General features: G+C 62.4%; 22 protein-coding genes. 13 read left to right on the top strand and 9 right to left on the bottom strand.

Features of this window, described 5'->3' with window-relative positions; translation table 11 throughout:
• Positions 1 to 44 precede the first annotated feature (44 nt).
• Together ABIE52_RS25905 and ABIE52_RS25910 are read right to left on the bottom strand one after the other, a co-directional pair.
• Positions 45 to 1,052 carry an NAD(P)H-dependent glycerol-3-phosphate dehydrogenase gene (locus ABIE52_RS25905; RefSeq protein ID WP_003940093.1) on the bottom strand — a complete coding sequence of 336 codons (1,008 nt, stop codon included), beginning with the start codon at positions 1,050 to 1,052 and terminating at the stop codon, positions 45 to 47.
• A gap of 97 nt (positions 1,053 to 1,149) precedes the next feature.
• The gene (locus tag ABIE52_RS25910; RefSeq protein WP_030536531.1) at positions 1,150 to 1,878 is read right to left on the bottom strand and encodes a FadR/GntR family transcriptional regulator; all 729 of its coding nucleotides are present in this window, start codon (positions 1,876 to 1,878) and stop codon (positions 1,150 to 1,152) included.
• 133 nt (positions 1,879 to 2,011) lie between these two features.
• Here ABIE52_RS25910 and ABIE52_RS25915 point away from each other — a divergent pair, with 133 nt between their 5' ends.
• From ABIE52_RS25915 to ABIE52_RS25930, 4 genes are all read left to right on the top strand, one after another.
• Entirely contained in the window at positions 2,012 to 3,400 is a 1,389-nt protein-coding gene (locus tag ABIE52_RS25915; protein ID WP_003939838.1) for a GntP family permease, read from the top strand.
• Positions 3,401 to 3,412: 12 nt separating this feature from the next.
• Complete coding sequence (locus tag ABIE52_RS25920) at positions 3,413 to 3,943, top strand: gluconokinase (protein WP_003940404.1); 531 nt, start codon at positions 3,413 to 3,415, stop codon at positions 3,941 to 3,943.
• Positions 3,944 to 4,019: 76 nt separating this feature from the next.
• The gene (locus tag ABIE52_RS25925; protein WP_192712174.1) at positions 4,020 to 4,457 is read left to right on the top strand and encodes an SRPBCC family protein; all 438 of its coding nucleotides are present in this window, start codon (positions 4,020 to 4,022) and stop codon (positions 4,455 to 4,457) included.
• A gap of 143 nt (positions 4,458 to 4,600) precedes the next feature.
• On the top strand, positions 4,601 to 5,572 hold the full coding sequence (locus ABIE52_RS25930) for an alpha/beta hydrolase (RefSeq protein ID WP_030536535.1): 972 nt from the start codon (positions 4,601 to 4,603) through the stop codon (positions 5,570 to 5,572).
• 6 nt (positions 5,573 to 5,578) lie between these two features.
• Here the strand turns inward: ABIE52_RS25930 and ABIE52_RS25935 are convergent, their stop codons facing one another.
• Genes ABIE52_RS25935 through ABIE52_RS25945 form a run of 3 tightly spaced genes read right to left on the bottom strand, consistent with a single transcriptional unit; the run spans position 5,579 to position 7,852 of the window.
• A complete protein-coding gene (locus ABIE52_RS25935; protein WP_030536536.1) occupies positions 5,579 to 6,382 on the bottom strand; it encodes a transglutaminase-like domain-containing protein in 804 nt (267 codons plus the stop codon).
• A 58-nt stretch (positions 6,383 to 6,440) separates the two neighbouring features.
• Entirely contained in the window at positions 6,441 to 7,007 is a 567-nt protein-coding gene (locus ABIE52_RS25940) for a nucleotidyltransferase family protein (RefSeq protein WP_050654563.1), read from the bottom strand.
• Positions 7,008 to 7,009: 2 nt separating this feature from the next.
• Positions 7,010 to 7,852 carry an alpha/beta hydrolase gene (locus tag ABIE52_RS25945; RefSeq protein WP_019745522.1) on the bottom strand — a complete coding sequence of 281 codons (843 nt, stop codon included), beginning with the start codon at positions 7,850 to 7,852 and terminating at the stop codon, positions 7,010 to 7,012.
• Between the two features lie 146 nt (positions 7,853 to 7,998).
• Here ABIE52_RS25945 and ABIE52_RS25950 point away from each other — a divergent pair, with 146 nt between their 5' ends.
• Together ABIE52_RS25950 and ABIE52_RS25955 are read left to right on the top strand one after the other, a co-directional pair.
• Positions 7,999 to 9,108 carry a DUF6670 family protein gene (locus ABIE52_RS25950; RefSeq protein WP_192712175.1) on the top strand — a complete coding sequence of 370 codons (1,110 nt, stop codon included), beginning with the start codon at positions 7,999 to 8,001 and terminating at the stop codon, positions 9,106 to 9,108.
• Between the two features lie 18 nt (positions 9,109 to 9,126).
• Positions 9,127 to 9,702 (top strand): P-loop NTPase family protein, encoded by a 576-nt coding sequence (locus ABIE52_RS25955; RefSeq protein WP_058226628.1) that lies wholly within the window; start codon positions 9,127 to 9,129, stop codon positions 9,700 to 9,702.
• On the opposite strand, the gene ABIE52_RS25960 is transcribed toward ABIE52_RS25955, so the two are convergent.
• Together ABIE52_RS25960 and ABIE52_RS25965 are read right to left on the bottom strand one after the other, a co-directional pair.
• The gene (locus tag ABIE52_RS25960) at positions 9,685 to 10,329 is read right to left on the bottom strand and encodes a formylglycine-generating enzyme family protein (RefSeq protein WP_030536540.1); all 645 of its coding nucleotides are present in this window, start codon (positions 10,327 to 10,329) and stop codon (positions 9,685 to 9,687) included. The two genes, ABIE52_RS25955 and ABIE52_RS25960, sit on opposite strands and share 18 nt — an antisense overlap.
• A gap of 26 nt (positions 10,330 to 10,355) precedes the next feature.
• Positions 10,356 to 11,876: a PucR family transcriptional regulator gene (locus ABIE52_RS25965; RefSeq protein ID WP_257237587.1), complete on the bottom strand. Its 1,521-nt coding sequence runs from the start codon at positions 11,874 to 11,876 to the stop codon at positions 10,356 to 10,358.
• Between the two features lie 175 nt (positions 11,877 to 12,051).
• Here ABIE52_RS25965 and ABIE52_RS25970 point away from each other — a divergent pair, with 175 nt between their 5' ends.
• Both ABIE52_RS25970 and codB read left to right on the top strand, forming a co-directional pair.
• Positions 12,052 to 12,516, top strand: coding sequence for a nucleoside deaminase (locus ABIE52_RS25970; RefSeq protein WP_003940577.1), 465 nt, complete (start codon positions 12,052 to 12,054; stop codon positions 12,514 to 12,516).
• On the top strand, positions 12,513 to 13,844 hold the full coding sequence (gene codB, locus ABIE52_RS25975) for a cytosine permease (protein ID WP_192712177.1): 1,332 nt from the start codon (positions 12,513 to 12,515) through the stop codon (positions 13,842 to 13,844). The genes ABIE52_RS25970 and codB overlap by 4 nt, the downstream gene beginning before the upstream one ends.
• Positions 13,845 to 13,938: 94 nt before the next feature.
• Here codB and ABIE52_RS25980 read toward each other — a convergent pair whose 3' ends face one another.
• Positions 13,939 to 14,790 carry a mechanosensitive ion channel family protein gene (locus tag ABIE52_RS25980; RefSeq protein ID WP_430459228.1) on the bottom strand — a complete coding sequence of 284 codons (852 nt, stop codon included), beginning with the start codon at positions 14,788 to 14,790 and terminating at the stop codon, positions 13,939 to 13,941.
• A gap of 80 nt (positions 14,791 to 14,870) precedes the next feature.
• On the opposite strand from ABIE52_RS25980, the gene ABIE52_RS25985 reads away from it, so the two are divergent.
• From ABIE52_RS25985 to ABIE52_RS26000, 4 genes are all read left to right on the top strand, one after another.
• Complete coding sequence (locus tag ABIE52_RS25985) at positions 14,871 to 15,509, top strand: DUF2461 domain-containing protein (protein ID WP_054828147.1); 639 nt, start codon at positions 14,871 to 14,873, stop codon at positions 15,507 to 15,509.
• A 428-nt stretch (positions 15,510 to 15,937) separates the two neighbouring features.
• Complete coding sequence (locus ABIE52_RS25990) at positions 15,938 to 16,930, top strand: ABC transporter substrate-binding protein (protein WP_192712178.1); 993 nt, start codon at positions 15,938 to 15,940, stop codon at positions 16,928 to 16,930.
• Positions 16,931 to 17,013: 83 nt separating this feature from the next.
• On the top strand, positions 17,014 to 17,799 hold the full coding sequence (locus tag ABIE52_RS25995) for an alpha/beta fold hydrolase (RefSeq protein WP_192712179.1): 786 nt from the start codon (positions 17,014 to 17,016) through the stop codon (positions 17,797 to 17,799).
• A 70-nt stretch (positions 17,800 to 17,869) separates the two neighbouring features.
• Positions 17,870 to 18,598: a Clp protease N-terminal domain-containing protein gene (locus tag ABIE52_RS26000; RefSeq protein WP_081558480.1), complete on the top strand. Its 729-nt coding sequence runs from the start codon at positions 17,870 to 17,872 to the stop codon at positions 18,596 to 18,598.
• A 69-nt stretch (positions 18,599 to 18,667) separates the two neighbouring features.
• On the opposite strand, the gene ABIE52_RS26005 is transcribed toward ABIE52_RS26000, so the two are convergent.
• Positions 18,668 to 18,871: a cold-shock protein gene (locus ABIE52_RS26005; RefSeq protein WP_003939930.1), complete on the bottom strand. Its 204-nt coding sequence runs from the start codon at positions 18,869 to 18,871 to the stop codon at positions 18,668 to 18,670.
• 318 nt (positions 18,872 to 19,189) lie between these two features.
• Between ABIE52_RS26005 and ABIE52_RS26010 the strand changes: the two genes are divergently transcribed.
• Complete coding sequence (locus ABIE52_RS26010) at positions 19,190 to 20,242, top strand: ABC transporter substrate-binding protein (protein WP_261255126.1); 1,053 nt, start codon at positions 19,190 to 19,192, stop codon at positions 20,240 to 20,242.
• Positions 20,243 to 20,246: the final 4 nt, after the last annotated feature.

Genomic DNA, 20,246 nt, shown 5'->3' on the forward strand with positions numbered 1-20,246 from the left:
TCTACAGGTATCTAGCCAAATCGCTAGATACCTGTAGATCTTCCTCACGCCACTTCGTGCTCGCCGCCCGGGGCAACCTTCTGAAGTCCGCGATATGCGTCGCTGGCACTTTGGCGACCACCGATGACGGCCTCGACCTCCGCGGCAATCGGCATGTCGACGCCGTATTCACGGGCCAGATCCATGACAGTGGGGGCGGTCTTGACGCCCTCGGCGACCTGACCGAGCTTGGCGACCGCCTCCTCGACGGTCAATCCCTGCGCCAGAGCTTCGCCGACGCGACGGTTCCGAGAAGTCGGAGCCATGCAGGTGGCAATCAGATCGCCGACGCCCGTCAAGCCGGCAAAGGTGCGTGGGTTGGCGCCCATCGCTTCACCGAGTCGGGTCATCTCGGCGAGACCACGTGCGAGCACCATCGCACGAGTGTTGTCACCGACTCCCAGACCGTCGGCCATGCCCGAGGCGATGGCAACGATGTTCTTGAGGATGCCGCCGAGTTCGCAGCCGAGCACGTCGGTGTTGCGGTAGACGCGGAAGACCGACGACGCGAACAGGGGTTGCAGCGCGGCGGCGACGCGATCGTCCTGGGTGGCCACGACCGATGCCGCGGCCATGCCGTCGACGATCTCCTTGGCGATGTTGGGGCCCGCGAGCAATCCGACGGGATGGCCGGGCAGGCACTCGGCGATCACTTCGGTGGGACGCTGCCGGGTGCCGGGCTCGAGGCCCTTGGACAGTGACAACACCGGGACCCACGCCCGAACCTCGTTGGCGATCTCGGCGAGGGTGGAGCGAACGGCGTGCGATGGCACCCCGCACACGAGTACGTCCGCTTCTCGGGCGGCTTCGACCAGATCCGAGGTTGCCTTGAGCCCCTTGGGAAGTTTGCGCTCACCAAGGTATTTGGAGTTGGTCCGTTGCGAATTGATCTCGTCGGCTGCTTCGGAATTGCGTGCCCACAACAGGGTCGGGGTGTTGCGGGCAGCGAGGCCGGCCACCGTGGTTCCCCACGATCCGGCACCGAGGACGACGACGCGTACCGGGCGGGCCATCAGAGTGCGCTGTTCTGGGTAGCGAGTGCTGTCATGGCGCCAAGCGTTCCACTTGCGGCGCAGTTGCGGGCCAATTCCGCCGAGTCTGTGGCTCGACTTACAGATGAGGCGGCGGTTCGGGGCTTTCGCGCATTGTTTCGACCGCTTCTGCGGATTCCGCGACGATCGAGCGCATGGCGGCTTCCGCGGCGTCGGCGTCCCCGGCCTGAATAGCAGATGCGACCACTCCGTGCAGGTGAATCGCTTCGGGGTCGGCCTCGTGGGGCATCAACGAGTGGCGGGTGCGGCCTTCGAGTATCTCGACGACGATCTGCGACATCGCCCGCAGCATCGGGTTACCGGAGGCGGCGAGCAGGGTGCGGTGGAAGTCGGAGTCATGGCCGAGATAGGCGCCGGTATCGGCAGCGCGAGAGGTAGCTGACATGCCGATGACGGCTGCAGTGAGAGCGCCGCACTGCTCAGGTGTGGCGCGAGTTGCGGCGAGTCGCGCAGCCAGAGGTTCGATGCCGGAACGGAGTTCGCTGAGGATAGACAGCTGCTCGAACCGATCAGGACCGGCCAGTTGCCAGCGGATGACATTGGGGTCGAGCGAGTTCCAGTGTTCGGAGCCCAGGATGGTGATTCCGACGCGTCGACGAACCGAGGCAAGTCCGAGGGATTCGAGAACGCGGACAACTTCGCGGATGACGGTTCGCGACACGTCGTAGCGCGTTGCCACCTCGTCGGCGGAGATCGTGGTACCCGGAGCGAGCACACCACCGACTATGTCTTGGCCGAGCTGTTCCAGCATCGAGTCGTGTAACTGCTGAAACGGGACAGAAGGCATACGTAGATCGTCCCATGCGTATGGAGTAAGCCCGGTGGAAGCCGAATAAATACTACAAATTAGTGTCTGCTCTTGAAATTGTAGGTTAATTAAGGAACAGTGACCTCAATCACTCATCGGACTGGGAGTCCCTATGAACACCACAGCATTGCTGGCGGCCGAGGTCGTCCCCGCTGGTAGCGACGCACGATTGATCATCGCTGCAGTCGCCGGCGTCGCGGTTATCATCGCGCTGATCACCTGGCTCGACCTGCACCCCTTCCTCGCACTGTCCATCGGTGCGGTTGGTGTCGGTCTGGCGGCCGGCCTCGGATCGGCCGAGTCGGTCGCGGCGTTCGCCACCGGCTTCGGGTCGACCATGGGAAGCGTCGGAATCCTGATCGGTTTCGGCGCGATGTTCGGCAAACTCCTCGCCGATTCCGGCGGTGCCGACCGAGTGGTCGACACGCTGGTCGGCCGCTCCAGCACCAAGGCGCTTCCGTGGACCATGGCTCTGGTCGGCGCAGTGATCGGTCTGCCGATGTTCTTCGAAATCGGTCTCGTCCTGTTGATGCCGGTCATCATCCTCGTCGCGCGGCGTTCCGGCTTGTCCCTGATGCGCATCGCGATCCCCACCCTCGCCGGCCTCTCGGCCATGCACGGGTTGGTTCCCCCGCACCCCGGGCCGCTGGTTGCAGTCTCGGCTTTGAACGCAAACCTCGGCCTCACCCTCGCACTCGGTGTCCTCGTCGCGATCCCCACTGTTGTTCTCGCCGGACCGGTCTTCAGTAAGTACGCCGCACGGTGGGTCGACGTGAAGGTCCCGGATCTTTTTGTCACAGGCGAAGATCGAGGCGAGGAAGAGAAGAAGCAGCGTCCCTCGTTCGCGGCTACTCTCGCAGCGATCCTCCTCCCGGTTGTTCTCATGCTGGGCAAAGCATTTGCAGACGTGATCGCACCCGATTCCGAGGCACTCCCCAAGTCCGTCCTCGACTTCCTCGGAACACCCGTTGTGGCTTTGGGTCTCGCGGTTCTGGTCGGTATGGTGCTGCTGGGTCGCGGCGGCGGAATGGACCGCAAGGCCATCTCGAAGTCACTCGAGAGTTCCCTACCTCCCATCGCAGGCATCTTGTTGATCGTCGGCGCCGGTGGCGGTTTCAAACAGGTCCTGATCGACACCGGTATCGCCGGAGTGATCGCCGACGCGATCAAGGGCAGCAGCCTTCCCGTGCTGTTCCTGGCCTGGCTGGTGGCGGTATTGATCCGCGTCGCAACGGGTTCGGCGACGGTGGCAACGGTGACGGCGTCGGGCATCCTTGCTCCGGTTGCGGCCGATCTCTCGTCCGCACATGTCTCGCTGATGGTCTTGGCGATCGGCGCAGGCTCGCTCTTCCTCTCGCACGTCAACGACGCCGGATTCTGGTTGGTGAAGGAGTATCTGGGCGTCAGCGTGGTACAGAACCTCAAGACCTGGACCGTGATGGAATGCATCATCTCGGTATCGGGCCTGGCCGGAGTGCTCGTGTTGAGCGCATTCATCTAGGTAGGCGAGCACATGAACAGCGAAGCGGCACAGCAGAAGCAGTACCCCGTGCTCGTCCTGATGGGTGTCTCGGGTTCGGGAAAGTCGACGGTCGGCGGCATGCTCGCCGGAGCGATGGGCTGGGACCTTCAAGAAGGCGACGATCTGCACCCGCAGGCGAACATCGACAAGATGGCGACCGGGCATCCGCTGAACGACGAAGACCGCTGGCCCTGGCTCGACAAGATCGCCGTCTGGATCAAGAGCCATACCGACGCCGGTCAGCCGGGCATCGTTACGTGTTCGGCACTCAAGCGCAGCTACCGCGACGTGCTTCGCGGTGAGCACGTCGTGTTCGTGCACCTCGCCGGTTCGCGGGATCAGATCGGCCAGCGATTGACCGCTCGCCTCGATCACTACATGCCCGCCTCGCTGCTCGACTCCCAGATCTCGACACTCGAGGCCGTCGACCCGGACGAACAGGCCATCGTCGTCGACGTGGGCGGGAGTCCCGCCAAGATCGCGGAGGAGATCCTGCGACGGGTGGAGACATTCGAATACTGAGCAAGCCCGGCGTGTAGGCACCCGCGGTTCGGGTTACGGTGCTTGGGTGACTGCTGCTGCGCAGACGGACTGAACCGTGACCGACTTCGACTTCCACAGCGTCTGGACGCTTCCTGCCTCTGCTGACCGCGTCTACGAGGTTCTCGCGGATGCCGAACGGTATTCGCAGTGGTGGCCTCAGATACGCCGAGTCGGGACGATCGACGAGCATTCAGGCTCCATGTCCATCCGCAGCGCTGTCCCTCTGACGCTGCTGGTCTTCGGGGCACGCGAGGTGGAAGACTCAGTTGACCGCTTTCTGAAAGTGCGTCTCACCGGCGCAATGACCGGGTGGAGTAGCTGGGCGGTGCGCCCCGCTGGATCTGGTTGCACAGCCGAATTTCGGCAACAGGTAGCGGTGTCCGGAGCGCTTGGTCTGGCCGCGAAGGTCGCGAAGCCGCTGTTCGAGTGGAATCATGAAGCGATGATGCGTGGAGGGCACCGCGGACTGTGCGCATATCTCTCCCGGCCGTGATCGCGACCAGAACTTGCACACGCTCGAGCAATTGATCCATACCCGTCGTGTCATTTTGACGCAGCGTCAGTTATCGTTCACATCAGCAGCCGACAAGTATGTGTAACTCAAATGCACAAAACGGCTTGACCTGGGAGGACGCTATGCGGACGCGAGATTCGACGGTATGGCATTGGAACGTGAGTCCGCGAGCGCGGGTCATCTTCTGCCTGACCAGGACGTTCGTGAAGCCGATGTTCACCCTCTGGCCGACCACCGAACGTGGTATCCGCCAACTCGAGCGACTCGACGCGATGGCGGACAAACTGCCGAAGCCGAAGAACCTCGATATCGAGCCTTTCACGCTGGGTGGTGTGCCCAGCGAGAAGGTGCAGCATCCACGCAAAGCGCAGGGCGAGTTGGCCGGCGCCACGATCCTCTACTTCCATGGAGGGGGATTCGTCTTCTGCGGTCTGGCAACGCACCGGGCACTGTGCGGTTTGCTCTCTGCGAAGGCCGGAGTACCGGTGATCTCCGTGCGCTACCGCCAGCTGCCGGAAGGTTCCATCGGCACCTCGGTCAAGGACGCAATGGCCGCGTACACCGCGTTGCTCGAGACAGCCGAAGACCCGAACAAGATTGTGGTTGCCGGTGACTCGGCGGGCGGATACCTGGCCATGAAGGTCGCCGAAATTGCCGCACTGCGCGGAATCACGCGGCCCGCTGCCGTGGTGGGATATTCCCCTCTTCTCAACGTGAACCTCGAGGACCATGATCCCGATTTCATGAAACGTGATGCCTACCTACCGATGTCACAGGTGGAAAAGCTCAAGGACCGGTGGCTCGAGGGTCCGGACGAGATTCCCGGTGCGCAGTCGCCGATCAACGCCGACGCCAGTCTGATTCCGCCGTCGTTCCTGGTGTCCGCCGAATACGAACTGATGCGTCCCGACGTCGAGATCATGACCGAAAACTTGATCAAGGCAGGACAAGCCGTCGAAACGCACATCTGGAGTGGGCAGATCCATGCTTTCCCGGTGATCGGGAAAGCTCTTCGGGAGGGGAAGGCGATCGTCGATCTCACGATCAAGTTCCTCGAGCGAACGATGGCCTCGCAGAACCAGATCAGCGCCTGACGCTTTTCAGCCGATCGATGTGAGTGTTGCGTAGTCGTCGTTGTCGAGAACGCCGTCGACGACTGCGCGAACTTCCGAGGCGTGCAACGTGATCGAACCGCCGTGATTGTCGAGGAAGGCTGTGTCTGCGGCATCTCGGCCGGTCGAGATGCGCACAAGATTGCTGCGCGGCGCCAATTGCGTTGCATCGACCACGCGCCAGACGTGGTCGATATTGGCTTCGACTACGGCGTGAAAATCCATCGGATCGCAGCCCGGCGCGTAGACGGCCACCAGTCGAGCGGGAATCCCCACGGCGCGCAGCAGTGAGATGGTCAGGTGCGAGTAGTCGCGGCACACTCCGGCGCCGGCGAGCAAGGTGTCGACCGCACTGTCGGTGCCGCGACTGGTGCCGGGAACATAACTCAAATGTGTACTCACCCAGCGAGTGACTTCGAGGAGGAGTTCGGCCGGGGGAGTGGCGAGATCGAATTGCCCGGCGACAAAACCGAAGAACTTGTCGGCCTCGGCATACCGGCTGGGGCGCAGATATTTCGACACGTCGTAGTCGCTGACCGACGCCGGTTCTGCGCGGCCGATGACGGTTGCGTCGTAGCTGACGATCAGTTTGCCTGGGGCACAGTCGAGTAGGTGAATCCGGGTACCGTGTTCGGCGGTGATCTCGCGGGGTTCGAGCGGATTGCCGTCATGGACGAACGACATCGTTTCCAGCAGTTCGACACCCGGCGCGCGCGTCACCGCGATCTTGAACTCCAGGTTGGTCGCCTCGTCGATCTCGATGTCGAGCAGGGCGGCGACTGTACGTTTCATCGGGCCATCTTTACACCGAATACGGACACCCACCACCTGGGAGGATTGTGACGTGCGATCAGGCTTCGGGGTAGTCGACGTCGACGCCGCTGCTGAGGTCGCTGCACTCCACCAACTCGACCCCGTTCTTGCGTAGGTAGGTGTTGGCGCCGCCGTCCCCGGTGAGTGACTTTGCAAGCGTCGGCCAGTGGTCGCGTCCGATCAGGACGGGATGGCCGGGACGGCCGTGAAAGACAGCTCTTCGCAGTATGTTTCGTGATGGGGAGCTGTGACCCACGATCCGCGTCACGGTGTCGGCGTTGAGGTCCGGGACGTCGACCAGAGAGATCGCTGCCGCATCTGCGTCGTCGATTCGCATGGCGGCCTCGAGTCCGCAGCGCAGTGACGCGCTCATTCCGTGTTGCCAATCCGATATCACCACAATGACATCGGTGGTGGGCAGTAGTTCGAGGGCGTCCTCTGCCTGCGCGCCGAGGACCACGATGACCGGTGAGAGGCCTGCGGACTGCAGTGTCGTCACCCCGTGGTGGAGCCAAGACTGACCCTCGGCGTTTGTGACGAGCGCTTTGGGCTTGCCCATGCGGGATCCGACCCCGGCCGCCAGCAGGATCCCGCACGTAGACATGACTATGCTCCGGTGACCCGCGGACGCAGCCACTCGATCAGATCGTTCAGAACTTCTTCCTGCTCAGGCTCGTTGAAGATCTCGTGGTACAGGCCGTCGTACACCTTCAAGGTCACATCCGAAGAGCCGGCCAGATCTGCGACGAGCTTGCTGCCGGCCGGGTCCGTCAAACGGTCGTCCGAGCCGTGTTGAAGCAGTACGGGAATGGTGAGCGAGGGCAGGCGCGCCGGGAAGCCTTCCGCGGCGGTGATCATGCCGCGCGCGATGCCGGCGGGAACCTTGCCGTGGTGAACCAGCGGGTCGGCGTTGTACTTGTCGACGACCTTCTGATCACGCGATACGGCAGCAGCTTCCAGGTTCTCGACGGGCACGTCCGGGAGGTATTTGCCGACGATCTTGCCCAGCTGCATCACGATCTTCGGAGTGCCGGTTGCGATGATCACCGCAGGTCCGGACAGGGCGAGGGCTTTGAGATCGGCCTGATGGTCGAGGGCGTAGGAAAGGGCGATCGCGCCGCCCATGCTGTGCCCGAGCAGGAACTTGTCCTTGCCGGGATGTGCCGCCGTCACGATCGAGAACAACGTGTGGACGTCGTCGGTGAAGTCGGAGAATTCCTTGAGGTGAACGCGCTTGCCGCCAGAGCGTCCGTGCCCGCGATGGTCGGGTGCGTACACGATGAGCCCGAGTTCCCCGAGCCGCGCAGCAACATGGTCGTAGCGCCTCGCGTGTTCGCCGAGTCCGTGGCACAGGACGAGAACCCCGGTGGGTTCGCGGTCCGGTGTCCACACGTCGTAGACGATCTTGGTACCGGCGACTCCGGTGAACGACGACTCTTCGTGCTGCATTGTTGCGCCCTCTCTGCGACCGGTTCCGGTACGCGGATTCTCACATGCTATTCGCCCGGTGGGCAGAGCGCGGGTGTTCAGGGTGTGAGGTCGTCGAGGAGACTTCGACACTTGTTTGTTACGGCTGGTTACATTAACTTAGGGGCGTGACCGGACAAACCGTTGATCGTTCCGACCCTGTTCCCGCCACCCGCTCGCGCCGATTGTGGCGACCCGCGGTTCGGGCTTTGCTGGACGGCGCGCTACCGCTGATCGACAAGCGAATGGCGGAATCGGTACGCCCGTTCGATCGGCCCGAGATGCTGCGTCCGCACCTGGCTTCGCGGAAGTTTGCGTGGACGCACTACGGGATCTTCGTTCCCCGGCTGCCAGGGCCTTTCCGTTACCTCAACACCATGACGTTGATCGGTGCAACCGGGACGGTGGTGTTCGACAACGACTATCTCGCTGCACCCGACGCGCGAAACACCGCAACCGTGCTGAGTTCCACCGCAGCGCCGGGCCATCACTTCTACCGGGCGTACGACGCTGCCGATGAGTGTGCGTTCGAAGAAGATGGTTCGCGAATCGCCTTCGGTGACAACCTGATCATCGAGAACAGCTATCCGAACTTCCGTGTCACCGGGCGATACGACTCATTCGACGTCGATCTCGAGATCGTGGCAACGGACCAAGCGTCGTGGTTCGTGCGTAATCCCGTCTACGACCACGTCAGTCTGCTGGCACAGTGCTCCGGAACAATTGCGAGTCCGGATGGACCGGTGAGTATTTCGGCTCCGTGCACCGTCGAGTACGCGCGGTGCATGACACCGCAATCGTTGACTCGCCGCGCGCTTCCCGAGTCGTGGAAGCTCCCGGCCGACTTTTTCACCTACCAGATCGTTCAACTGGACGACCGGCATCAGTTGTTGCTCACCGATGTTCGAGCGTCAGGGGTTACGGCGTGCAAGCTCGCCTACATTCGGACTGTCGACGGTAGTGCGAAGGTCTTCGACGACGTCGAGTTCGACGTGCTCGAGTACGCCGACGCATTGCACGTCGACCCACAGGGTCGCGAGATGCGTGTGCCGCGCGTACAGCGTTGGCAGGTACGCGATCACGGCAGGACGGTCGTGGAGTTCGAGGCCGAGATCGAGTCGGAGTGGCGCTACGGTCACGGCAAGGGATACGTCGGCGCGTATACCTACCGGGGAAGCTTCGACGGTGCGTCGATCAACGGCACCGGTTACATCGAATGGGTGGACTGCGAAGTGTAAGGCCCCTAGGGTGTATCGGTGCCTTTCGTAGACCCCGCCGCGCTGACGATTCGTCCGCAGAAGATCCTTGTCGCGGGGACTTCCGGTGCCGGAAAGACGACTCTCGCCGGTCGAATCGGGCGGCTTCTCGAGATCGAACACACTGAGCTGGACTCGCTGTTCCACGGGCCCGGCTGGATTCCGCTCGACAGTTTCGAAACCGAAGTACGACGCTTTTCCAGCGAGCCGGCCTGGGTGACCGAGTGGCAGTACGGTGCGGTGCGTCGACTTCTGGCCGAGCGTGCGGACCTGATGCTGTGGTTGGATCTGCCTCGGCGGACGGTGATGCGCCAGGTGATCACACGAACCGTGCGTCGGCGATTGCAGCGAGAGGTGTTGTGGAATCGCAACATGGAGCCTCCACTGCACACCATTCTGTTCGATCCGGATCACGTGGTGCGCTGGGCCTGGCGAACCGACGGACGCAACGCCGAGCGAATGGCCACGGTTCTTGTCGATGTGCCGTCGTTGCCGATAGTTCGGCTGCGCAGTCGAGAAGAGATCGAGGCTGTGCTCGAAGTCCTCAGCCGTCTGCCCTCAGATCGTTTGAGCTAGGCGAAATCCCAGGTCGTCGATTGCAAACGTCGGATGGCTTCGCCTCCTTACGGTAGCGCCGCAACCGCGCTCGCTTTCGGCCCAACTGCCGCCGCGAAAGATCCGGTACGTGCCGTAGACCTCGGGGTCGTAGAGATCCCAGCACCATTCCCAGACATTGCCGATCATGTCGTACAGGCCCCAGTTGTTGGGTGCCTTCGTTCCGACGGGACGAGCCCTACCCTCTGAATTGTCGCTGTACCAAGCAATCTCGTCGATCTCGCCGTAGCGGTAGCCGGAGGTGCCGGCCTTGCATGCGTACTGCCACTCGGCCTCGGTGGCGAGCCGGTAGCCAGTTGCGCCCCGGTCCCACTGCGGAGAATCGGTGTCGACGTCTCGATATGCGGGTGTCAGACCGTCCGCGACCGAAAGTGCGTTGCAGGTTGCGATGGCGTCCTTCCATGAAAGGTTGACCGCTGGTTTGCTCGAATCGTCCGACGAATCTCCGTGAAGCAGCGCCCTGGTGGTGAGATGGCGTGCGAGGCGGAAGGATTCGACTTTCGAGGTCCACGCAGTACCTTTGCGGTCGTCCCGAAGGTGCACCTCGCCGGCAGGGATCTCGATCATCAACTCCGCTGCTCCGGTCATTCGTTCATCATCGCAGAGGTTGTCGCTCACCCGGGGAGACGCTCGAACGCTGCTTGTGGATCAAGGCCGGTGCGCATACGCCATGCGGTCAGCGCAAGCCCGAGGCAGACCACCTGTGCCGGATCGTCGAGGGAAACACCCATCAGCTTCTCGATACGCGTGAGCCGTGCATAAAGCGACTGACGCCGAATGCCGAGGAAATCCGCGGTTCTCGCCTTGCCGCCCCGATGTGCGAGGTACGCGTCGAGCGTTCGGACGAGATCGGCGGAATGTGCTGTGTCGTATGCGATCAGCGAACCGAGTTGCTCGGTTACGAACATGGACAGCGAAGCGGGTGTCGTTCCGGCGGCGAGCAGTCGTTGGACGCCGACGTCCCTCGCGAGGATCACTCCGGTCCGGGTGCCGAAGCGCCGCGCGATCTGGACGACTTCGCGAGCTTGCGCGACCGCAGCCCCGACGCCCGACAGGTCCGCGACCGGCGTCGCCACTCCGAGCGTGCGTACCGCGGAACCGCCCGGCCCGCGGCGTAGCAGCTCGTCGGCTTCGGTGAACGCAGTCCGCACTCGAGCGGGGGATGCGGACGCCCACCCGTGCGCGAGCACGATGACGTGATTGGCCGCAGTCCCGACGACACAGGAGCCGAGCACGGCCCGCACGGCGTCGCGTACTTGGTCAGCGAGCTCTCGAACCGGGGTTTGCCGATCGATGTCGACAGCGGCGACGAGGACGTGGTGCCCCTCCGACAACGGCGTCCACCCGGCCGCTGTCAGTCGCTCGGACAAGTCGCCGTGCGATGTGAGCACACCGCCCACCACGTCGGTGATCACCGATTGGGCGAGTGACTGTCTTGGGCCGAGATCGCCGTGACGGCCGAGTTCCAGAGCTACCGCGACGGCGGCGCAGTTTGCGACGGCGGTTCGGCGTGTGGTTGCCGGCCCGCACAGGACAAGTCGACCGAGTGAGTTCGTCGGGCCGCGTACGTCGTGGATAGTGCGTTCGGTCTCGGATCGCTCTGCGCCGGTTGTGCTGCGCTCGACGGTTCTGCCATCCGCGTCGAGCAGATCGACGCCGCACCCCGCGAGTCGTGACACCTTGTCGAGCAGCGCAGTCATGCCCTGGCCTGCAACCACGAGACTCAGAAGTTCTTGCCAGACAGGCTCGCCCGCTTGCGCCGAACCGAGAGTGCGGCGGAGCATGAGGTCGTGAAAGTCTTCGACCATCCGCTCGAAGGGCACTACTGCGTGCAGGGCCAAGAACGCGAGTCCCCGTCGGCGCGAAGCTTCGACGAGTTCGGGAGGGGCCGTGAGGAACGAGCGCCCGACTTCCATCGCGAGTGCGACGCATCCCGCGTCCGCCAATTGGTCGATGTAGGCGGTGAGCTGCTCGGGAGATCGCCCGTGCAGACCGAGGCCCGTGGTCAGAAGGACCTCACCTCCGGACAGCAGCCCACCCATTTCGTACACCTCGGACGAATGGACCCAGCGGACCACCGCGGTATCGACGTCGCCCGCGAGCACCTCGATTGCAGCGGCCTTGAACGAGGGCATCGCAAGAACTTGTCGCAGAGTCGGGAGCATTTCTATATCGTCCGCCGAGGGGGCACTTCGTCATAGAGCTAGTTCTGCCGAACTGACAGGTTGTCCCTTGTCGGGCTGTTACCACCGTGGTCGGATTGTGACACGAGCCACAATCGACGATTTTGGTCAGACTCCAGGAGCGCACATGAATCATCCGGCACACACCGATGAGTATTTTCTCGGACTTGCGATCGAACAGGCGAAGATCGGTTGGGAGGAGGGCGGCGTGCCGATCGGCGCGGCGCTGATTCACCGGGGCGAGGTTCTCGCAGTCGGACGTAACCGTCGGGTCCAGATGAACAGCGCCATCCGTCATGGCGAGACCGACTGCATCGAGCGCGCCGGACGACTGCCGGCCTCGGTGTATCGCGAGTGTGTCCTCTACACGACTTTGTCGCCGTGCTTCATGTGCGCCGGAACGGCTCGCCTGTACGAGATCCCTCGAATCGTGGTCGGCGAAAATCGTTCCTTCGAGGCATCGGAGGAATGGTTGCGCAGCAGCGGAATTCAGGTCGACGTCGTCGACGACGCGGAGTGTGTGGCACTGATGGACCGCATGCTGGCCGAGCGCCCGAGCCTGTGGCTCGAAGACATCGGCGAAGTTGTATGAGCAGCGCCGTCGAACCTGCCACGGTCGCAGGCGATTCGGAGAGCCCAGGCCACCCGGTCGATCCAGACTATCCCGTCACTCCGGTTCCGCTTCATGCACGAAAGCCGTTCTTCTCGCTCGCAGTCGTGTTGTTGGGGTTCACCATCTTCACGCCGACGATGTTGGCCGGAGCAGCGCTCGGTACCGCGTTCTCGTTCTGGAAACTGATGGTGGTGATCGCCGCCGGATCCGCCATCTTGGGGGTCTACGTCGCCATGATGGGGTTCGTCGGAGCCCGAACCGGGCTGACAACAGTTGTGATGGCGCGCTACAGTTTCGGCACTCGCGGGGCCAAGCTCGCTTCGATCCTGCTGGGCGGTACCCAGATCGGCTGGTACGGAGTCATCATCGGCACGATCGGCGATCTCACCGCGCAGGCATTGGGCTGGGATTCCTATCTCGCGCGGGCGTCGGTGATGATCGCGGCGAGCATCTTGATGTGCATCACCGCCTGCTACGGCTACCGCGGAATGTATTGGGTCTCGCTCGTCTCGACGCCCTTGATCCTGGCGTTGGCCTGCTGGGTCGTATTCCGGTCCCTCGAGGAAGTCGGTGGGTTCTCCGGCCTGGTCTCGGTTCAACCGCAGACGACCATGACGATCGCGCTCGCAATCACCACTGTGGTCGGCACGTTTGTATCGGCGGGAACGCAAGCGCCCAACTGGACCAGGTTTGCCCGTTCCGGATCACAAGCGGTGTGGGCCTGCGTTATCGGGTTCCTCCTCGGAAACGGATTGATGATCCTGTTCGGTGCCATCGGAGCTATCACGTTCCACGAAGGTGATTTCGTGCTGATTCTCTACAACCTCGGGCTTGTCGGCTGGGGCCTGGTCTTGCTGTTCGGGAACCTCTGGAAGAGCAACGCCGACACCGCATACGCCTTCGGGGTGGCCGGCGCCGAATTGTTCAGAAAGCCCCGCAAGACCCCGTTCGTCATCGGTGGGTGTGTGATCGGCACGGCGCTCGCTCTGACCGGTGTGCACAACCATCTTGTCGACTATCTGAGCCTGCTCGGAACGTTCATCCCGCCATTGGGCGGTGTGATCATCGCGGACTTCCTGTGCCGCTGGCGGCGCGGCATTCCCGAGGGTTACACCCCGCAGCCGGTCCACTGGCGAAACCTCGCCGTCTATGCCGTCGCAGCGTTCCTCGCTTGGCTTTCCGGTGAGTTCGAGGTGGGAATCCCGCCGCTGATCGGAATCGTGGCAGCAATTGCTCTGACGATGTTCCTGCACAGGGTGTTTGGCAACAGCTCGGCAGATCGGGAGGTCTCGACCTCCACCGTCTGAATCGTGCGTCAGGCACCAGCGAGCCCCCGGTGGTTTCGACCCCGCCGGGGGCTCGCGTAAATGATGGAAAGGGCAGTCGATTCCGTTTCAACCGTCAGCGCAGAACAGGCAGGTACGGTGCCTCGATTCCCTGCTCTTCGAACGCAGTCAGCGCCGAGCGTGCAAATGCGCGCTGGACTGCCCATTGGCGCCCAGGCTTGACCTGCGCCGTCACTCGAATGGTAATTGCCTCGGCAGTAACCGAATTGACTCCCAGCATCTCCGGCTTGTCGATCATGTCCGCCCTGATCGGTTCGGACTCTGCCGCCTCGAGGACAGCTCGCGTCGCCACCTCGCACGCTTTGTGCACGTTCGCATTGTGGGCGATGGGGAGATCGAGAACTGCAGTGGCGTAACCCTGACTCATGTTGCCCACTCGCAGGATTTCGCCATTGCGGCAGTACCACAAGGTGCCGTTGGCATCTCGAATCGTGGTGACACGCAGGCCCACTGTTTCGACGGTGCCGACCGCGTCGCCGAGATCGACGACGTCGCCGACACCGTACTGATCTTCCAGCAACATGAAGATGCCGGAGAGGAAGTCACGCACCAGGTTTTGTGCACCGAAACCGATGGCAAGACCGATGACGCCGGCGGATGCGATGAACGGCGCGACGTTGATCCCGAGGATGCCGAGGATCTGCAGCACACACCAGACGAGGATGACGATGGACACCGTCGATTTGAGTACCGAACCGATGGTCCGGGCTCGCTGCGATCGGCGCTCGTTCACCTTGGCGTTCGGAGACTTGCGAGGCTTCGACATTCGATCGATCCCGCGGTGCAGTGCGAAGCGCAGAACGACTGCGAGCGCCACGTAGATCGCGATCTCGACGGGTCGGTGAATCAACCAGTCTCGGTTGGTATCGGTCAGTTCCCATGCTTGTATTTCGGAAATCATCTCCATGCAGTCTACGGATTCGGGCCGATCCGGGCATCGGTGCAGGGCAGACGGTCCAAAGCCAAACAGGCAGCTAGGCTTACGTCATGGCTGCGTTCACTGGCATACCCGTTGCTGCACTCGATTTCTACGAAGACCTGGAAGCCGACAACAGCAAGACCTGGTGGGCAGCGCACAAGGAGACGTACGACGAAGTGGTTCGTCGTCCGATGGCGTCGTTGACCGCAGCGTTGGAGGACGAATTCGGCACGGCCAAGCTCTTTCGGCCATATCGAGACGTTCGATTCTCGAAGGACAAGATTCCGTACAAGACACATCAGGGCGCGTTCGTCGGTCTCGCCGAGAGCTGTGGCTACTACGTGCAGATCGACGCGGCAGGGTTGATGGTGGCCGGCGGTTTCTACGCCAGCAGTTCGGAGACTATCGCGCGTTATCGTGCGGCCGTCGACGACGACGTTCGAGGCCCGGAGCTCGAGAAGATCCTGGCCTCCGTCGAGAAGGCCGGATTCACGATCGGCGGCGACAAGCTCAAGACGGCGCCTCGCGGATACACGGTCGATCACCCGCGGATCGAATTGCTGCGTCACAAGTCGCTGACCGCTGGGCGTACTTACCCGAGCCCGCCGTGGTTGGACAGCGCCAGGACGTTGAAGGAAGTTCGCGCGGCGTGGCGCGCACTGACACCTTTGGTCGAGTGGTCGGGGCAGGTGCTCGGACCGAACTGACCGTCCGACAAAAAGTGTGACGCAGCCGTAGGAGAGTTCACCTCGAGTTCATCGAAACTCGAGACGCCTGGGGCTACCGTGGTGTGTGTAACTCAAAGTTTCGGCACCGCTTCGAGTCGCAGCGCCGCAGTTCGAAGCCATTTTCTCTCGATCGACATCGTGAACAACCCGTGTCAGTGGAGACCATCATGGCTATGTTTCTTGCTCTCGTCCTGATCATCTCGGTTCTCGGAATCGTCGGCACCTACCTCGCGTTCAGCGCGGTCTACTTCGTCGAGATGCGCAAGCTCGACAAGTAGGGCGGCTCGATTTGGCCTGATTCGACTATTTCTGGGCCGATCGCGACGACCCTCCCTGCGTACGCTGTTAGGGCATCCTTATCCGCTCGCAACAGTGGATGATTCATTTCTTTTGGAGGTTCGACACGCATGCCCGCTCAATCCACGCTCTTGCTTCCCGAGGGCTACTCCGACAACCGCCTCGTTTCGGACCTCACACGTCGGCAGTTCGGCTTCGGTGCCGGGATCGCCGGGCTGGGCGCGTTCCTGGCGGCCTGCGGTGACAGCGGGAGCAGTTCGGGTGAAACCGAAATGCGTTCTGTGACGACACCTCTCGGAACGTACGACATTCCTGTCAATCCGAAGAGGGTTGTCGCGATCGACTCGCGGCTCGATCTGGAACCTGCTGTAGCTCTGGAACTTCCGCTCGTCGGCTACACGTACGCCCAGGCGACACCGTGGGTGCCTATCGATTCGTCGGTACCGTTCCTGTCGGAGATCCCCAACCGCGAGCAGATCTTGGCGCTCGAGCCCGACCTGATCGTGTGCCTGAACTACGAGAGCGAGTGGTGGCCGGTGGCCGAGATGTCCACCATCGCACCGGTTCTGACGACAGAGTTCACCGACGACTGGCGCACAAACCTCTCGCGGTTGTCGGGCTGGCTCGGTCGAACGGCCACACTCGATCGATTGACGCTCGACTACGACAATCTGATTTCCGACATCCGCAGTCGTCATGCCGAGAAGATTGCGTCCAAGACCGTCGCCAGTGTCTCGTTCATGCCGGACACGAACACGCTGTACGTCACGAGCATCCGTACCTCCGAGAAGGGCGACAAGCCCAGCGACATGACGCTCGGCGACATCGGTGGCAAAACCGCCACCTCGGAGGGGCTCGATCCCGAGGGCGGCGTCAGCCTCGAAGGCCTCGACGTGCTGGCCGGCGTCGACGGCTTCATGATCACCGAGAACGAGGACAGTGCGGCGTACCAGGCATTGGTGGCGAGCAAGCTGTGGCAGCGACTCCCGGCAGTGCGGGCGGGCAACGTCACCAGTCTGGGTGGCTCTACGTTCTACGGTTCGATCTACACGATTTCGTACGTGGCACAGGGTTGGGATGCCCTGTACAACAAGATCAGCTGAAGCCTCTGCCGACCGGACCGATGAGTTTAGGTAACGCGGGCGGTCTAATCAGGTAGGCATTGACCAGACCTGAGGAGATCGACGTGCAAACAGAGCAATCCCCAGCGGTAGTGCAATCCCGCGACGGTACGACCATCGCATACGAACGCTCCGGTGCCGGACCAGCAGTGGTCCTGGTCGCCGGAGCGTTCTGCGACCGCGGTTGGTTCGATTCCCTGGCTGCAGAGTTGGCGGCGGACTTCACGGTGTACTCGTACGACAGGCGCGGACGCGGGGACAGCGGTGACAGTCGCGCGTTCTCGATCGACGCCGAGGTGGAGGACTTGCGGGCGGTCGTCGCTGCCACCGGTGAAACACCGCTCGTTTACGGATTGTCGTCGGGTGCCGCGCTGGCTTTGGAGGCCGCTGCGCAGGCCGTTCCGATGCGTAAGCTCGCCGTCTACGAGGCGCCGTACATGGACGACGACCAGCGTGACGAGACTGCCCAAAGTGACCTGGAGCGATTGATTGCGGGCGGCGACAGGGAAGGTGCTGTGACGCGTTTTCTGGATCTGACCGGTGCATCCGCGGAGATGGTCGACGAGATCAAGCGGAGTGCCGATTGGCCCGACATGTGCGCCATCGCGCACACCTTGCCTTACGACGTCGCTGTGTGTGATCACGGCTGTCAGTCGCTCGACTGGCTTGCCTCCATTACCGTCCCCACGTTGGTCATGTACGGCGGTGACAGTGGTCAATGGGCACCTGACTCGGCGACGAGAATCGCTGCAAAAGTCTTGGGGACAAAGACTTTGGAGATCCCCGGTCAGGGCCACGGCGTCGCCGACGACGCTATTGTCCCGGCTCTGCGTGAATTCTTTTCCGGCTGAGCACTGGGCGGCGAAGACGATCGTCAACCTAGGGTTGACGTTTTCGATTGCGTCAACCTATGGTTGACGCATGAGCAAACCAGTGGAAATGACCAACAAGGTTCGACTCGACGACCTCATCGACGCGATCAAGAAGGTGCACACCGACGCGCTCGACCAACTTTCCGACGCCGTGATTGCCGCTGATCATCTCGGTGAAGTTGCAGATCACCTGATCGGCCACTTCGTCGACCAGGCGCGTAGGTCGGGAGCGTCGTGGACGGAGATCGGCGCGAGCATGGGTGTCTCGAAGCAGGCTGCGCAGAAGCGTTTTGTTCCCAAGGCGCCGAGTGATCAGAAGCCGATGGATCCGAACGAAGGGTTCAACCGGTTCACTCCCCGGGCGAAGAACGTCGTCATGGCCTCGCAGAACGAAGCCCGCGCCGCCGGTAACGCAGAGATCCGGCCGGAGCACCTGCTCCTGGGGCTCGTCGAGGAGCCTGCCGGGTTGGCTGCGAAGGCGATAGTGGCGCAGGGGGTGGAGCTCGGATCCGTCCGAGCTGCAGTGGCCGGTGTACTACCGGCTCCGACTTCCGAACTACCAGAACTCATTCCGTACGACGCTCGTGCGCGCAAGGTCCTGGAACTGACGTTCCGTGAGGCTCTTCGCCTGGGCCACAACTACATCGGAACCGAGCACATCCTGCTCGCACTGCTCGAACTCGAAGACGGATCAGGTGTTCTGGCTGATCTCGGAATCTCGAAGTCGGTGGCGGAGTCGAACATCGTTGGAGCGTTGGCCGTCATTCAGGATCAGTGATTCAGAGGTGAATCCGATGCAGAAGAGGGCCGCACCCTTGCGGGTGCGGCCCTCTTCTTGTGTCACTGATTAGACAGCGCGCACATTGGTGGCCTGAGGACCCTTCTGGCCCTGGCCAACCTCGAACTCCACACGCTGGTTCTCGTCGAGCGACTTGTAGCCGTTGCCCGAGATTTCAGAGTAATGAACGAACACGTCCGGTGTTCCGTCGTCGGGAGCGATGAAACCAAAGCCCTTTTCGCCGTTGAACCACTTCACGATGCCCTGTGCCATACCGATACTCCCTACAAACTCGATCCGGGCCCTCACATCGAAGTCCCGATCTCGATGTGTCTATCCTCCCATGCCGCGCAAGTCGAACGGTGGGCGACGTGCAGAAGCGAGTTTGTCAGGGGCCGACAAGGAGGAGGGATACCGATCTTCAGCACTTGTCTGATCAATCCGTCGACGGCGTGGACTCGTGGCTCGCATGCCAGCCTGCGGGGCTAGACCAGCGAGAAGCTGCCCAGCTGTGTTCTCGCGCTCGGATCGCTCGAAGTCGACAACGTAGGGCCCCACGGGAGCTGAGGGTGGGCTAACCTCTCATTCGCTGTGCCCTCGGCGCGCGCAGCAGACGCCGAGAAGGAGAGTGCACACGTGTACGGAACGATTCGCGAATCACCGACGACCGCTGAACTTGTGGACCAGCTCAGTCGCCGTGGGTTCTTCGGCGTCGGCGCGGCGGCAGCGGCCGCCATCCTTGCGGGGTGTTCGACTACATCAGATGCTTCTGATGCCGGCGAACAACGTGAGGTGATCAATGCGCTCGGAACCACCACGATCTCGGGAAAGCCGGAAAGGATCGTTGTTGCCAGCGACTTCACGGATCTGGAATTCCTGCTCTCGCTCGGCGTTCACCCAGTCGCCTACGGCAACACAGGATCGTGGGACCGCGGTTCACTGCCTTGGCAGAGCACCGCGGGAATAGCCGACCTCGAAAGCTTCGGCACCACAGGCGAAATCAACCCGGAAATCATCGCGCGCTACTCGCCGGACCTCATCATCGGAATGAAGACTTATCTCGAACCTGCAGCCGAGAGGCTCAGCCAGATCGCTCCGGTCATCGCGCTGGACTGGACCACCTCGTGGCGTGACGGCGTCGCCACGGTCGGGCAGGCCGCATTTGTCGACGAGGCTGCTGCTGCAGCGATCGCCCGGACCGACGCTCTGATCTCCGACACCGCAGCTTCCCTGAACGGCTTGGGTGGCAAGACGATCATGATCGGCTCGATGTACGGCGATCAGTTGTATGTGCAGGGGGATGCCAGTGCGCCCGGGGTTCTGCTGCGCGAACTCGGACTCGACTATCGCGGATACAACGCCGAGCAGATGACTGCGCTGTCGATGGAGCAGGCGGAGGTACTCGCACCCGCAGACATTTTGCTCAGCCTCGCTTCTGATCAGGAAGCGACGACGAGGTTGGAGAACTTCGCAGTTTTCCAGAACCTCCCCGCGGTGAAGGCGCGAGCCTATGCGCCGGTCGAACTTCTGCTCTCGAATGCCTTTGTCGACAATTTCGGTCCACTGAGCGCGCCGTACGCCTTGCCGCATCTCGCCGAGGTCTTGACCGGGCTTGCGGCGGGCCAGGGAAAACAACTCCCCTGACCTC

The sequence above is a fragment of the Rhodococcus sp. OAS809 genome (assembly GCF_040546695.1).
Classification (GTDB): Bacteria; Actinomycetota; Actinomycetes; order Mycobacteriales; family Mycobacteriaceae; genus Rhodococcus_F; species Rhodococcus_F qingshengii.